12 protein-coding genes are annotated in these 13,964 nt (G+C 65.8%); 7 read left to right on the top strand and 5 right to left on the bottom strand.

Going from position 1 to position 13,964, the window contains the following annotated elements; all coding sequences use genetic code 11:
- Positions 1-133: 133 nt before the first annotated feature.
- On the top strand, positions 134-1,342 hold the full coding sequence (locus TQ38_RS11285) for a type III PLP-dependent enzyme (protein WP_043972517.1): 1,209 nt from the start codon (positions 134-136) through the stop codon (positions 1,340-1,342).
- Between the two features lie 101 nt (positions 1,343-1,443).
- Here the strand turns inward: TQ38_RS11285 and TQ38_RS11280 are convergent, their stop codons facing one another.
- From TQ38_RS11280 to murI, 4 genes are all read right to left on the bottom strand, one after another.
- A complete protein-coding gene (locus TQ38_RS11280) occupies positions 1,444-2,544 on the bottom strand; it encodes an NADH:flavin oxidoreductase/NADH oxidase (RefSeq protein WP_043973397.1) in 1,101 nt (366 codons plus the stop codon).
- 154 nt (positions 2,545-2,698) lie between these two features.
- Positions 2,699-3,913 (bottom strand): 5-aminolevulinate synthase, encoded by a 1,215-nt coding sequence (gene hemA, locus TQ38_RS11275; RefSeq protein WP_043973400.1) that lies wholly within the window; start codon positions 3,911-3,913, stop codon positions 2,699-2,701.
- Between the two features lie 116 nt (positions 3,914-4,029).
- The gene (locus TQ38_RS11270; protein WP_043972520.1) at positions 4,030-4,854 is read right to left on the bottom strand and encodes a hypothetical protein; all 825 of its coding nucleotides are present in this window, start codon (positions 4,852-4,854) and stop codon (positions 4,030-4,032) included.
- Complete coding sequence (gene murI, locus TQ38_RS11265; RefSeq protein ID WP_043972522.1) at positions 4,851-5,699, bottom strand: glutamate racemase; 849 nt, start codon at positions 5,697-5,699, stop codon at positions 4,851-4,853. Before murI ends, TQ38_RS11270 begins: the two co-directional genes overlap by 4 nt.
- A 111-nt stretch (positions 5,700-5,810) precedes the next feature.
- On the opposite strand from murI, the gene plsY reads away from it, so the two are divergent.
- The 6 genes from plsY (at position 5,811) to TQ38_RS11235 (ending at position 12,434) form a co-directional block, all read left to right on the top strand.
- Positions 5,811-6,398 (top strand): glycerol-3-phosphate 1-O-acyltransferase PlsY, encoded by a 588-nt coding sequence (gene plsY / locus TQ38_RS11260; RefSeq protein WP_043973403.1) that lies wholly within the window; start codon positions 5,811-5,813, stop codon positions 6,396-6,398.
- Positions 6,395-7,501, top strand: coding sequence for a DNA-processing protein DprA (gene dprA / locus TQ38_RS11255; RefSeq protein WP_043972524.1), 1,107 nt, complete (start codon positions 6,395-6,397; stop codon positions 7,499-7,501). Before plsY ends, dprA begins: the two co-directional genes overlap by 4 nt.
- Positions 7,502-7,608: 107 nt before the next feature.
- Positions 7,609-8,289, top strand: a complete 681-nt coding sequence (locus TQ38_RS11250; protein WP_162792239.1) for a hypothetical protein — start codon at positions 7,609-7,611, stop codon at positions 8,287-8,289.
- Between the two features lie 136 nt (positions 8,290-8,425).
- Positions 8,426-11,026: a type I DNA topoisomerase gene (topA, locus tag TQ38_RS11245; RefSeq protein ID WP_113941916.1), complete on the top strand. Its 2,601-nt coding sequence runs from the start codon at positions 8,426-8,428 to the stop codon at positions 11,024-11,026.
- A complete protein-coding gene (locus TQ38_RS11240) occupies positions 11,023-11,202 on the top strand; it encodes a hypothetical protein (RefSeq protein ID WP_007680958.1) in 180 nt (59 codons plus the stop codon). The genes topA and TQ38_RS11240 overlap by 4 nt, the downstream gene beginning before the upstream one ends.
- Before the next feature lie 59 nt (positions 11,203-11,261).
- Complete coding sequence (locus tag TQ38_RS11235; protein WP_043972533.1) at positions 11,262-12,434, top strand: lipase family protein; 1,173 nt, start codon at positions 11,262-11,264, stop codon at positions 12,432-12,434.
- Here TQ38_RS11235 and TQ38_RS11230 read toward each other — a convergent pair whose 3' ends face one another.
- Complete coding sequence (locus TQ38_RS11230; RefSeq protein ID WP_052505602.1) at positions 12,435-13,949, bottom strand: hypothetical protein; 1,515 nt, start codon at positions 13,947-13,949, stop codon at positions 12,435-12,437.
- Between the last annotated feature and the right edge of the window lie 15 nt (positions 13,950-13,964).

Below are 13,964 nucleotides of genomic sequence, written 5' to 3'. Positions count from 1 at the left end.
TTTTGTGAAGGGGGTCTATTTTCACTTGCGATTCAGGAACGCAGCCCTATATCCGGCCCCTCGCTGCCCCATGGGGACTTCCAAACCGCAAGGCAGCTCTTGTTGTTAACACACCGTTTGGGGGTCCCTTGAATTGCACATTTATCCTGATGCATCGGTTGTAGCTGGCACCCTTTCGCCGGACGAACCTGTGATTATCAACCGCCCTCACGCTGCTGCGCGGGCGGCTCGCTTCTTCGCGACCAAATTTCCGGGCAAATCGCTTTACGCGGTCAAGGCCAATCCCTCGCCCGATCTGATCCAGATCCTGTGGGACAACGGAATTTCGCACTACGATGTCGCCTCGATCACCGAGGTGCGCATGGTGCGTGCAACGCTCCCCGACGCGACGCTGTGCTTCATGCACCCGGTCAAGACCGCGAGCGCGATCCGCGAAGCCTATTTCCAGCACGGCGTGCGCACCTTCAGCCTCGACACCCTTGAGGAAGTCGAGAAGATCGTTGCCGCCACCACCGACGCCGATGGCAACGTCGCGAAGGACCTGCGTCTTTGCGTTCGTCTGCGCGTTTCCTCGGAATACTCGGAGCTGAGCCTCGCCTCGAAGTTCGGCATCGACATCGCTGATGCGGGCGAACTGCTGCAGGCGACTCGTCAGGTCGCCGACTGGCTGGGCCTGTGCTTCCACGTCGGTTCGCAGGCGATGACCCCCTTCGCCTATGTCCAGGCGCTGGAGCGCGCACGCGCCGCGATCGCGGATGCCGGCGTCGTCATCGACATGATCGATGTCGGCGGAGGTTTCCCCTCGTGCTACCCCGGCATGGAGCCGCCGCCGCTCGAGGACTACTTCGCGATCATCCACCGCCACTTCGAGGCACTGCCGATCGCCTACAACGCAGAGCTGTGGTGCGAACCCGGCCGTGCGCTGTCGGCCGAGTACAACTCGCTGGTGGTCAAGGTAGAGAAGCGCCGCGGCGACGAATTGTACATCAACGACGGTGCTTACGGCGCCCTTTACGATGCCGCGCACGTTGCCTGGCGCTTCCCCGTCAAGGCGATCCCGCGTGATGGCGCGCGTTCGTCGGACCTGCAGGGCTTTTCGTTCTACGGTCCGACCTGCGACGATGCGGACTTCATGGAAGGCCCGTTCATGCTCCCTGCCGATATCAAGGCGGGCGACTTCATCGAAGTCGGCATGCTGGGCGCCTACGGTGCGGCAATGCGGACGGCCTTCAACGGCTTCGGCGGCGGCGAAGTCGTCGTGGCCGAGGACGAGCCGATGGCCAGCCTCTACACCGGCCGCAAGGACCCGCGCGTTTCCGACAATGTCGTCTCGCTGCGCTGATCCGGTTGTGATTTAGTAAAAAGGCCCCCGGAACTGCGGTTCTGGGGGCTTTTTTGTTGCGATCCTCCCCATTTCCCTCGGAAACGGGGAGGAGGCTGTCGTCACGCCTTGACGAAAAGTTCCTTCACGCGGTGAGGCTGACTGCGCAGGTATTGCGGGGCCACGGGCATCTTCGCCCCGAGGGCAGCCGCTGCGTGCCACGGCCAGCGCGGGTCGTAGAGCACGGTGCGGGCAAGTGCGATCATGTCGGCCTCGCCGGTAGCGATGATCGCCTCGGCCTGTTCCGGTTCGGTGATGAGGCCGACCGTCACGACGGGCATGGTCACCGCTTCCTTCACGGCGCGGGCGAGCGGGACCTGGTAGTTGGGGCCGACCGGGATCTTCTGCCCGGTGTCGAGCCCGCCGCTGGAGACATGGATGGCCGAGGCGCCGCGTGCTTCCAGTGCCTTGGCGAAAGCCACGGTCTGCTCGGCATCCCAGCCGCCTTCGACCCAGTCGGTGCCCGAGACGCGCACCGTCACCGGCTTTTCGGCGGGGAACGCGGCGCGCACGGCGTCGAAAATCTCGAGCGGGAAGCGCAGGCGGTTCTCCAGGCTGCCACCATATTCGTCAGTGCGTTGGTTGGAGAGCGGCGAGAGGAACTGGTGGAGCAGGTAGCCGTGGGCGCCGTGGATCTGCACCGCGTCGATGCCGAGACGCGCTGCACGCTTCGCGGCCTGCGTGAAAGCGTCACGGATACGGGCAAGACCTTCCTTGTCGAGCGCGACGGGCGGGTTCTCGTCAGCCTCGAAGGGTACATCGGAGGCAGAAAGGGTTTGCCAGCCATTTACGGCTCCGGGGGCGATCTGCGCGCCGCCGTCCCAAGGCTTGGCGCAGCTCGCCTTGCGCCCGGCATGGCCCAGTTGGATCGCGATCGGCATGTCCGACCAGCGGCGCACCGTTTCCAGCACCTTGGCCATGGCTTCTTCGGTGGCATCGTCCCACAGGCCGACGTCGCCGTAGGAGATGCGGCCCTCCGGGGTCACGGCAGTCGCCTCGATCGTCAGCAGCGCCGCGCCTGACTGGGCAAGGTTGCCGAGGTGGACGGCGTGCCAGTCGGTCATGCGGCCATCTTCGGCGGAATATTGGCACATCGGCGCGATGACGATGCGGTTGGAGAGCGTCAGGTCGCCCAGCGTAATGGGCTCGAACAGTTTGGCCATGAAATGTCCTTTGATCACGGGCGCGGGTCCACCGGGGGGAGGGGACTTGCGGTGCGGGCGTGATTTGGGGATTGTGCAGCGCAACGAAAAGGGCTCCCGGCCGGATTGGCGGGGAGCCCTGCGAAAGTATTGCCGTCATGCCGTAAAGCGGTGTTCAGGCCGCTTCGCGCATCTCCAGCCGTTCCCAGATTTCGACAAGTGCCTGCGTAAGGTCGCGCATCATCTCGTCGGTGTGGGCCGGGCCGGGGGTGAAGCGCAGGCGTTCGGTGCCGCGCGGCACGGTGGGATAATTGATCGGCTGCACATAAGCGCCGTATTCGGCCAGCAGGATGTCGCTGATCTGCTTGGCGCGCACCGGATCGCCCACCATGAGCGGGACGATGTGCGTGGTGGAATCCATGACCGGCAGGCCCGCATCGCGGAACATCTGCTTCATCATCGCCGCCGAACGCTGCTGGCCCTCACGCTCCGCGCTGGAGCTCTTGAGGTGCTTGACCGAGGCCAGCACGCCCGCGACCAGCACCGGCGACAGCGAGGTCGTAAAGATGAACCCCGGCGCGTAGGAGCGGATGCAGTCGATGATCTTGGTGTTGGTGGCGATGTAGCCGCCCATCACACCGAAGGCCTTGCCCAGCGTACCCTCGATGATGTCGATACGGTGCGCGGCCTCATCGCGGTCGGTGATGCCGCCGCCGCGCGGGCCGTACATGCCGACCGCGTGGACTTCGTCGATGTAGGTGAGGGCGTTGTACTTGTCTGCCAGGTCACAGATCGCGTGGATCGGGGCGATGTCGCCGTCCATCGAATAGACCGATTCGAAGGCGATCAGCTTGGGCACGTTCGGATCGGTTTCGGCCAGCAGTTCCTCGAGGTGTTCGAGGTCATTGTGGCGCCAGACCTTCTTTTCGCAGCCTGAATTGCGGATGCCCGCGATCATGCTGGCGTGGTTCAGTTCGTCCGAGAATATCACGCAGCCGGGAAGCAACTTGGCCAGCGTCGACAGCGTGGCGTCGTTCGACACGTAGCCCGAGGTGAACAGCAGCGCGCCCTGCTTGCCGTGCAGGTCGGCCAGTTCGTGCTCAAGCTCGATATGGTAATGGGTGTTGCCGCCGATATTGCGGGTTCCGCCAGAGCCGGCGCCGACGTCGTGCAGCGCTTCTTCCATGGCTTCGATCACCTTGGGGTGCTGGCCCATGGCGAGATAGTCGTTCGAGCACCAGACCGTGATCGGCTTGGGACCATTGTGGCCGGCAAAGCAGCGCGCGTTGGGATAGGCACCCTTGTTGCGCAGGATGTCGATGAATACCCGGTAACGGCCCTCGGAATGGAGCCGCTCGATCGCCTGGTCGAATATATGTTCGTAGTTCACGGTTGAGACTGTGTCCTGCGTTGCTTGTCCTGTGCGCCTTGTCAGCGGCCCGGTTAGCTTTTCCGGCGGCCAATAGCGTATCATGTCATCCATTGCCAGTCGCTTATGCCAAGGGTCTAATCGGAAAACGTGCCTGCGGAAAACGGAACTTTTGCCGGGTCGTGTCCGGCGATGACGACCATCTGCGGCGCGGCGCGGTGGAGCGCATTGATCGTCATCAACCACGAGAGGTTTTCGCTGCGATAACTGGCGGGATCGCCGCGTGTCGCGAAGCGGGCCGGGGGAAGCAGGTCCTGCCAGTTCGCGCCCATCTTCGCCACGTCGCCGGTAAACAGGTACTCGCGCCCGCCCTCGAGCCATGCATAGAGCATGAAACTGCCGGCACGCAGACCGCTGGCGGGGATCACGACAACGCCGGGGGTCACCGCGTAGGGGGCTCCGCGAAAGGATAGCAGTTCGGGGCCGGTGCGCTGCGAGCCGGGGGCATGCCCGCCGTTGTGGGTAGGCCTGTCGGATAGCAGGACGGTGTGGGCGGCCTGTCGCAAGGCGTGGTCGACCCGGGCCTGCGCTGCTTCGTCGAACCACTCGAAATCGAGGGTATCGGCGGCTTTGAGGGACATGCCGGCGTCAATCACGATCGGACCGCTGCCAGGCACGACGAGTTCGTAGGAGCGAACCGTGTTCGGCACCGTGCGCAGCCCGGCGCCCGCCACCAGCATGTTGCGCGAGCTGTAGCGCAGCCCCACCGTTTCTACCCGCAAGGCGACAGGGCGCTGGCCTTCAGGCGCTGCGGCGAGCGCGCGAAGTTGGGCTATAGTCACCGGCTTTGCCCTGGGTTCGGCCGATCCCGGACCGGCGCCCGGATCGACCAGGTACCAGTAGTAGGGAATTCCGATGATGAGCAGTACCGACAACAACCAGATATTCAGTCGCCGCGTCAAAATCTCTGAACCTCAAGCAACCCGTATTGCGCCAGCTTCGTGCGGTACGCATCGGGCATGTCTCCCGCGCCTGTAAATAGCGCCCTGTCAGGAGCTTGGCGAGCGTATTCCTGTCCCGCCGTGAGACGGGCAACCTGGCGCGCGATCCCTTGCGCGCCGTGGACGAATCGCACGTCCGGACCGAAGGCGCGGGCGAGTTCTTCCTCGACCAGCGGGAAGTGAGTGCAGGCCAGCACCACGGTGTCGATCAGGTCGCCGCCGGGCTGGCTGCGCAGGGCGTTGGCGGCATGTTCGATGATGGCCGGATCGACGGTTTCGCCGCGCAGCTTGGCTTCGGCGGCTTCGACGAGGCCGGGGGCGCCGTGGCGCAGCAGGCGCTTGTCGGCGGCGAATTCGTGCTCCAGCCGGTCGACATAGGCCTGCCGCACGGTCGCCTCGGTGCCGAGCAGGCCGATCACCCCGGTGCGGGTCATCGCGGCGGCGGGCTTGATTGCGGGCACGGTGCCGACGACGGGCACCTCCAGCACTTCGCGGACCATGCCCAGCGCGATTGTCGAGGCCGTGTTGCAGGCGATGCACACCAGGCGCGGGCGGAACCGCTCGGTCATGCGGCCCAGCAGCCCGGCGACGCGCGCGGCGACCTGCGCCTCGGTCTTGGTGCCATAGGGCAGGCCGGCGGTGTCGGCAGCGTAGATGATCGGCGCATCGGGCAGGGCCTTGCGCACTTCCTCCAGCACCGTCAGGCCGCCGACGCCCGAATCGAACACCAGGATTGGCGCCCAGGGAGCGATCGCGGCAAAAGCCGTTCCGGCGCCGCGCGGCGCGTTCATCGTATCGGAAGCCATCGTTTTTCCCTGGACCTTGCCACCTGTTAACCGCGCAGGCGTGGACAGGGCAACGTCCAATGCTGCAACCTGTCTTCTGCTTGGCGTGATAGGGCGCTAATGCACCGCGTCATGGACTGGATTCTCGCACTTGCGCTCGGTTACGCCTTCGGTTCCGTACCGTTTGGCCTCATCATCACCCGCCTGTTCGGCGCAGGAGACCTGCGCTCGATCGGCTCGGGCAACATTGGCGCTACGAATGTGCTGCGCACCGGCCGCAAGGGGCTGGCGGCGGCCACGTTGCTGCTCGACCTTGCGAAGGGCCTTGCCGCCGTGCTGATCGCGGCGCGCCTGTGGCCTGACTATGCCGCGCTGGCGGGGCTGGGGGCGTTCCTGGGTCACTGCTTCCCGGTCTGGCTGGGCTTCAAGGGCGGCAAGGGCGTGGCGACCATGGCGGGCATTGCCTTCGGCCTCGCATGGCCGGTGGGGCTGGCCTATGCGCTGACGTGGCTTGGTCTTCTTGCCACCGCGAAAATTTCCTCGGTCGCGGGCATGACCGCCGCTATCGTGGCGCCGCTTGCCGCACTGGCGCTGGGCGAGCGTGAGGCGGCCATGGTGCTGGCGGTGATCGCCGCCCTCGTGCTGTTCCAGCACCGCGAGAACATCGCCCGCCTGCGCGCCGGAACCGAGCCGCGCATCGGCAGCGGCAAGAAGGGATGAGCGCAGAGGGCGGACTTTCGCAAGAGGAGGCTTTCGCTCGCATACGCCTGCTGCGTTCGCCCAATGTCGGGCCGGTCACGTACGGGCACCTCATGGCGCGCTTCGGCAGCGGCATGGCGGCGCTGGCCGCGTTGCCCGACATTGCCGGACGCAAAGGCCGCACATACACCGCCGCGCCCGAGCGGCGCATCCACGATGAAATTGCCGCGCTGCGCAAGGCCGGCGCGCGCTACCTTTTCCACGATTCGCCCGATTATCCGCGCCTGCTCGCCGAATCCGAAGGTGCGCCGCCGATCCTGACCTACCGGGGCGATATCGCGCTTTCATCGCGGCCCTGCGTCGCTATGGTCGGCGCGCGCAATGCATCCGCCGCCGCGATCCGCCTGTCGCGGGAAATCGCCCACGACCTTGCGGGTGCGGGCTGGGCCGTCGTTTCGGGACTGGCGCGCGGGATCGACGGGGCCGCACATCACGGCGCCTTGGCCGGCGGAGCGACGATCGGCGTGATCGCCAGCGGCATCGACATTTCCTACCCTCCCGAACACGCGGGGCTGCAGGAGGAGATAGCAGTCAAGGGCCTGCTCCTGGCCGAACAGCCACCCGGCACCGAGCCGCTGGCGCGCCATTTCCCCACCCGCAACCGTATCATTTCCGGGATGGCGGCAGGCACGCTGGTGGTGGAGGCCGCGCCCCGGTCGGGCTCGCTCATCACCGCGCGTCTTGCCGGGGAAATGGGGCGCGAAGTCATGGCGATCCCCGGATCTCCGGTCGATCCGCGCTCGCACGGTTGCAACCAGTTGATCCGCGACGGAGCAATACTGGTGCAGGGCGCAGCCGACGTGATCGAACTGCTATCCGGCTTCACCGGCGACCCGCGCTCCTCCTTTCGCGAGGTGGCGCTGGACTGGGGAGCGTCGGAACTGGCCGAGGAAACCGGCGATCCGGCCGATGTCGGCGCGCTACTCACCAGCGCTCCGGTCGGGGTGGATGAACTGATCCGCCAGTCGGGCGTCAGCGCCGCCAGCGTGCAACTGGCCCTCCTCGAACTCGAACTGGCGGGGCAACTGGTGCGCCATGCGGGCGGGCGGGTCAGCATTGGCTGACGCTGGCGGAAATTGTCCAACCATCAGAACGAATTGGCAACTTGCAGATTGACGACGGGGACCGCCTCGCGCAGAGCCTCGGGCCAGGCAGAAACGGGGCTTCGGCGGTGACTACCCAACCGGCAATTCGCGTGGGCGACATTTTCGCGGACGGCGTGGGCATCGCTGGGCGCAGCCGCACGGCGCTGGCTGCCTTCGCGCTGGGCATGAGCTTGGTGTCCAGCGCAATGTCATTCGCGGTAGACGATACGCCGGGCATCGGCGCGGAAATGGCGGTCTCGTCGGTCGCGGGCTATTTTCTGTTCTGGCAAGTGATGGCGACTGAAGGGCTTCTGGACGGTATTCGGAGCAGGGGCGCGGGCTTCATGGCCTATGCCGCCGTCTCGTTGATCACCTCGGTCGCGGGATTGCTGGGGCTTGTCCTTCTGATCCTGCCCGGTCTTATCCTGATGGCGCGGTGGTCGCTGGCGGGGGCGCTTGTCGTGGCGCGGGGCTCTGCGGTTTTCGCCGCTTTAGGGGAAAGCTGGCGGCTGACGCGCGGTTCCACTTGGCCCATCGTCGGTTTTCTCGCCGCCGTATGCGTGGCTTTTGCCGTGCTCCTGCTGCCGCTGGGTATTTACGCTGCGGTCAGCGACGAGACTGCGAATATCGGTGCGGCGCATTACATCGTTGAATTTATCAGCAACGTTGCCAGTTACGGGCTTTCCGCTCTGATTTCCTGCGGCATCGTGGCTATCTTCGCACTGCTGGTCGACCGAGACGAGCGGATGGCCTCGGTTTTCGCCTGAGCAAAGGACGTGTCTTGCGCTTGACGAACGGCCCCAATGCTTCCCACCCTATGCGTACACACATATGCGCACGCGTAAGGGCGCATGTGCACGAGCACAACGCGCCTACGCGTATAAGGCATAACGAAAGTCTGAAATGCAGCTGGTAATCGTCGAATCGCCTGCCAAGGCCAAGACCATCGAGAAGTATCTGGGCAAGGACTACAAGGTCCTCGCCAGCTACGGCCACGTCCGCGACCTGCCGCCCAAGGACGGCTCCGTCCGCCCGGACGAGGAATTCGCGATGGATTGGGAGCTGTACGGCGACAAGCAGCGCCAGGTGAAGGCGATCACGGATGCGGCCAAGGACGCCGATCGACTGATCCTCGCGACTGACCCTGATCGCGAAGGCGAGGCGATTTCGTGGCACGTTCGCGAACTGCTGGCCAAGCGCAAGGCGCTGCCCAAGGACGTGCAGCGCGTCACCTTCAACGCGATCACCAAGGAAACCGTCACCAAGGCGATGACCCAGCCGCGCGAGCTGGATCAGGATCTGATCGACGCCTACCTTGCCCGCCGCGCGCTCGACTACCTGTTCGGCTTCACGCTCTCGCCGGTGTTGTGGCGCAAGCTGCCCGGCGCCAAGTCCGCTGGCCGCGTCCAGTCGGTGGCGCTGCGCCTCATCGTCGACCGTGAGCGGGAGATCGAGGCGTTCAAGGCGCAGGAATACTGGTCCGTCGCCGCCCAGATGGCGCATGACGGCACTGACTTCACCGCCAAGCTGGTGACCTTCGACGGCCAGAAGCTGGACCGCCTGACCCTTGGCGACGAAGGCACCGCCATGCGCGCCAAGGCCGCCGTCGAGGCCGGCGCCTTCAAGGTCGAGCAGGTCGAGACCAAGCCGCACCGCCGCAACCCGCAGCCGCCGTTCACCACTTCGACCCTGCAGCAGGAGGCCGCGCGCAAGCTGGGCTTCTCGGCCAGTCAGGCGATGCGCGTGGCGCAGTCTTTGTATGAGGCGGGCGCGATCACCTACATGCGTACCGACGGCGTGCAGATGGACCCCAGCGCGATTTCGGCCGCACGCGCGGCGATCGCGGAGCGTTTCTCGGGCCACTACGTCCCTGAAAAGCCGCGCCATTACGAAACCAAGGCTAAGAACGCGCAGGAAGCCCACGAGGCTATCCGGCCGACCGAATTCACCAAGGACCGCTTTGGCTCGGGCGATGAGGCGCGCCTCTATGACCTGATCTTCAAGCGCGCGATGGCCAGCCAGATGGCCTCCGCGGCGCTTGAGCGCACCACCATCACGATGCGCGACGGTACTGGCCGCAACGAACTGCGCGCCACCGGCACCGTGGTGAAGTTCCCCGGCTTCCTCGCCGTCTACGAGGAAGGCCGCGACAACAAGTCCGACGATGACGACGAGGCCGGCCTGCTGCCGTTCATGAAGGCGGGCGACATGCCGGCCAAGAAGGACGTCACCGCCGAGCAGCACTTCACCCAGCCGCCGCCGCGCTTTTCCGAGGCAAGCCTCGTCAAGCGTCTGGAAGAACTGGGCATCGGCCGTCCGTCGACTTATGCCTCGACGATTCAGGTCATTAAGGACCGCAACTATGTGCGGACCGAGAAAAACCGTTTCTTTGCAGAAGAATCGGGCCGACTTCTCACTTCGTTTCTGGAGCGCTTCTTCGACCGCTATGTCGCCTACGACTTCACAGCCGGCATGGAAGACCAGCTCGACAACGTCTCGGGCGGCCGCGAGGAATGGAAGGTTCTACTCGCCAACTTCTGGCGCGACTTCAAGCCCAAGTCCGACGAGGTCATGGAGAAGAAACCCTCGGAAGTAACCGAGGCGCTCGACGAATTTCTCTCCGACTATCTGTTCCCGCCCAAGGAAGACGGCACCGACCCGCGCATCTGCCCCAAGTGCGAGGCAGGCCGCCTGTCGCTGCGCGGCGGTCGCTACGGCGCCTTCATCGCCTGCTCGAACTACCCTGAGTGCAAGTTCACCCGCAAGTTCGCGCAGCCCGGCGGCAGCGCCGATGGCGGCGGTGACGACGAGGCGCTGGGCCAGGACCCCGAGACCGGCCTGGATATCGTGCGCCGCACCGGCCGTTTCGGTCCCTACATCCAGCTGGGTGAAGGCAAGGAAGCCAAGCGCGCGTCGATCCCCAAGGACATCGACGAGCTGAATCTGGAATGGGCGATCAAGCTGCTCAGCTTGCCGCGCCCGGTCGGCCAGCACCCGGAAAGCGGCAAGGATATCACTGCCAGCATAGGACGTTACGGGCCATACCTCGCCCATGATGGCAAGTATGCCAAGCTGCGCTCCACTGCCGAGGTGTTCGACACCGGGATGAACGCGGCGGTCTCCATGCTGGCTGATGCGGCAAATCGCGGCGGTGCCTCGCGCACCAAGGCGGAGCCGCTCAAGGTGTTCGGCGCGCACCCCGTCAGCGGCGGCGAAATGAAGGTCATGGAAGGGCGTTATGGTCCCTACGTCAGCGACGGCACAACCAACGCTACGCTGCCGCGCGACATGAAGCCCGAGGACATCACCGAAGAGCAGGCCGTGACGCTCATTACCGAAAAGGCCGCAAAGGGCCCAGCCAAGGGCAAGAAGAAGGCTCCCGCCAAGAAGGCCCCCGCGAAGAAGCCGGCCGCCAAAAAAGCGGCTGCTCCCAAGGCCGCTGGGACCAAGACGGCCGCCAAGAAGGCTCCGGCCAAGAAGAAGCCTGCGGAGGCAGCGGAATGAGCGACAAGACAGCCAAGCACAAGCAGCCCTGGAAGCCCGAGGAACTGCAGAAGCTGCAGATCCTCGCCGGCAAGGGGAAGGGCCTCAAGGAAATCGCCAAGGCCCTCAACCGCACCGAGGAATCGACCAAGGACGCGGCGAAGCAGCATAACATCGGTGTCGCCAAGGCGCGTTAACCGTTTTGGTGCGGCGGCCTTGCGTGTTAGCCTCCCCTAGAACTGAGAGGAGGCCCAGCATGGCCGCGCGCATCTATCGCCCTGCATTGGCGCTGGTTTTGGGGCTGGGCTGCCTGACCCTTGCGGCCCCAGCGTGGGCGCAGCAGGTTTCAGGCCGGCCCGAGGCTTCAAGGCCCGGTGCGTTGATTTCCGCCGATCCCGTCGCAGCCCCGCCCGAGGGGATGCAGGCCTGGCGCATCACGTACTGGACCACGCTGGATGATGGCGCCCCGGTGCGCGCCACGGGCATGGTCATCGCGCCGCGTGAGGCCCCGGCGCCCCGCGGCCGACCTGTGATCGCGTGGCAGCACGGGGCCTGGGGCGTCGCCAGCAAGTGCGCGCCTTCGCTCAGCAGCAAATTCTTCGAGGCGACCCCGGCGCTCGCCGACATGGTGCGGCGGGGGTACGTCGTGGCGGCGGCGGACTACCCGGGGCTTGGTGCGGAAGGCGTCCACGGCTTCCTTGCCGGGCGCGAGACGGCCCATTCGGTGCTCGATGCCGTGCGCGCGGCGCGGGCCATACCTGGCACCAGGGCAAGCGAAAGACTGGCGCTGTGGGGCGAATCGCAAGGGGGGCACGCTACCCTTTGGACCGCAGCCGAAGCGCGGGCCTATGCGCCCGATCTTACGCTTGTCGGCGCGGCTGCAGCGGCGCCGCCGACAGATTTGCTGGTCAACCTTGCCTACAAGGGTAATCCGGCGGTGAAGGCCATGTTCACGGCGTTCGTGACTTATTCCTGGTCCAGACGCTACGGCGCGCCGCTTGCCGATGTGTTCGGCCCCAGCAACCGAGGCGTTGTCACGCGGCTGGCGCAGAACAACTGCGTGCAACTCGACACAAAGCCGAAATTGGGAACGATCCTAGGGGTCATGTCGGTGCAAAGCGGCCTTAAGGGCAAAGATCTGGGCACGATCGAGCCTTGGGCAAGGTTGGCACGCACGAACAGCGTGGATGCGAGCAAGGTTCCGGGGCCTGTGCTGATCGCGCAGAGCGTGGCCGATCCGCTCGTCTCGCCGGACGCGACGCGGGACTTTGCGCGTCGGCTCTGCGCTCGGGGCCGGGCGGTGCGCTACATCGCGATCCCCGGCGGCGACCATGCGGCGAGTGCGCGCAACAGTGCGGCGGAAACACTCGACTGGATCGATGCGCGCTTTGCCGGCGGAAGACCGGGCAACGATTGCCGCAAGATATGATCAGCGGCGCGGCGGCCTTTTGAGGCGCCACAGGCCATAGCGCCGCTCACCCAGCGCGGCGACCTGATAGCGCTCGTAGTCACGGTGAAGCGCGGCTGTTACCAAGGTGCGTGTTTCGACGTTTGGCTGGTTGGGTCGGCCGGTTTCCGAAACCACGATCACGCCGGGCCTGCTGGCCAGAATGCGCCGCACTTCCGCCTCGGGCGAGATGCCCAGCGCGCCGGCTTCGTTCATGGCGTTGAGGTGGCTGGGGTAGGCGAAGCGGGTTGGGATGCAAGCCCCGGTGGTGCGGTAGAGCGCGCTGTCGCCCTCGTACACATAGAGGCAGCGGCCGTGCAGTTCGGCAGCGATGGCGCGGGTAGTGGCGGCGAATTCGGCGGCGGTGCCGCGCTCGATCACCTGGGCGACAGGTACGGCTATGGCGCCGATCAGACCAAGGCCCAGCAGCAGGCGGCCGTACCAGCGCTCACTTTTTGCGGTGCGGGCCAGCGCCGGGGCGGCCAGGATACAGAGGGGGACCAGAACCGGGCCGAGGTAATGGTCGTACCATGTGCCGAAGATCAGGAAGCCGCCGATGCTTGCCAATGCCCAGAGGCGCAGGTCGGGCAATGTCGCGGGCCGCTCGCCGCGAACGGGGGACAGGCGCCGGGGAGCAAGGATCACGGCGAGGGCGAAGGGGATCATCGCCAGGCATTCCTTGCCGAGCTGGGCGAAGGCGTCGGCATGGTCGGTCGAGCGGCCCAGGATCGACAGGAAGTTCGCCTGTACGAAAGCCTCGCCGTGGCCCGCCCAGACATAGCCAAGCAGCACCGCGCCGGTCGGGGCGAGGGCGGCAGTGACCCATGCGGTGCCGGTCATCGCGAGGCGGGCGGCGGTCCAGCCGTCAGCCCGGCCCCGGGCGAGGAGGAGGAGGCCGAACGCCAGTCCTTCGAACACGGCGCTGTATTTGATCTGGAGGGCGAGGCCGATCAGCAGCATCGCCTCCATCCCGCGCCGTGCCAGCAGCGGATCGCAGGGCTTCAGGCGCGCATCGAGGACGATCAGCGCTGCCAGCGCGACCGGCAGGTTGTAGAATACCGGCGACTGGCCCAGCGCGACGTTGAACACCGGCTGCCAGATCAGATAGGCAAGGCCCGCCATGCGCGCGGCGCGGGGCGGCGCGATACGGCGGGCGATCCGTTCGATCACCAGCGCCGTCAGCACCGAGCTTGCGAGGCCAAGCAACTGGTAGGTCAGCACCGGATCGAACGGCAAGACGTACACCCCCCGGAAGATGGCGAAGAGGCCCCAGGGCTTGCGGTCCCATATGTCGACGTAGGGCAAGGCGCCTGCCGCCATACGCTGGCCGACGAGGAGGTAGAACTGTTCGTCAGACTGGAACGCTGGCTTGCCCAGCATCACCAGCCGCAGCGCGAAGGCGGCCGGCAGGTAGAGTGCCAGCGAGCCAAGGCGCAGGGCGTTTTCGGCGGCTGGGCGGATCGCCCAATGCGCTTTTGCGGCGATCCGCGCGATCATTCTGGCGAGCCCTTC

Origin of the sequence: Novosphingobium sp. P6W (genome assembly GCF_000876675.2) — a bacterium.
Taxonomy (GTDB): Bacteria; Pseudomonadota; Alphaproteobacteria; order Sphingomonadales; family Sphingomonadaceae; genus Novosphingobium.
This window is presented reverse-complemented; position numbering and strand designations above follow the sequence as displayed.

Bases quoted from the DNA above. Each gene is read 5' to 3' on its own strand.
- TQ38_RS11280 (WP_043973397.1), bottom strand. From the start codon at position 2,544: ATGGCCAAACTGTTCGAGCCCATTACGCTGGGCGACCTGACGCTCTCC.
- murI (WP_043972522.1), bottom strand. From the start codon at position 5,699: ATGGCTTCCGATACGATGAACGCGCCGCGCGGCGCCGGAACGGCTTTT.
- plsY (WP_043973403.1), top strand. From the start codon at position 5,811: ATGGACTGGATTCTCGCACTTGCGCTCGGTTACGCCTTCGGTTCCGTA.
- dprA (WP_043972524.1), top strand. From the start codon at position 6,395: ATGAGCGCAGAGGGCGGACTTTCGCAAGAGGAGGCTTTCGCTCGCATA.
- topA (WP_113941916.1), top strand. From the start codon at position 8,426: ATGCAGCTGGTAATCGTCGAATCGCCTGCCAAGGCCAAGACCATCGAG.
- TQ38_RS11240 (WP_007680958.1), top strand. From the start codon at position 11,023: ATGAGCGACAAGACAGCCAAGCACAAGCAGCCCTGGAAGCCCGAGGAA.
- TQ38_RS11235 (WP_043972533.1), top strand. From the start codon at position 11,262: ATGGCCGCGCGCATCTATCGCCCTGCATTGGCGCTGGTTTTGGGGCTG.
- TQ38_RS11230 (WP_052505602.1), bottom strand. From the start codon at position 13,949: ATGATCGCGCGGATCGCCGCAAAAGCGCATTGGGCGATCCGCCCAGCC.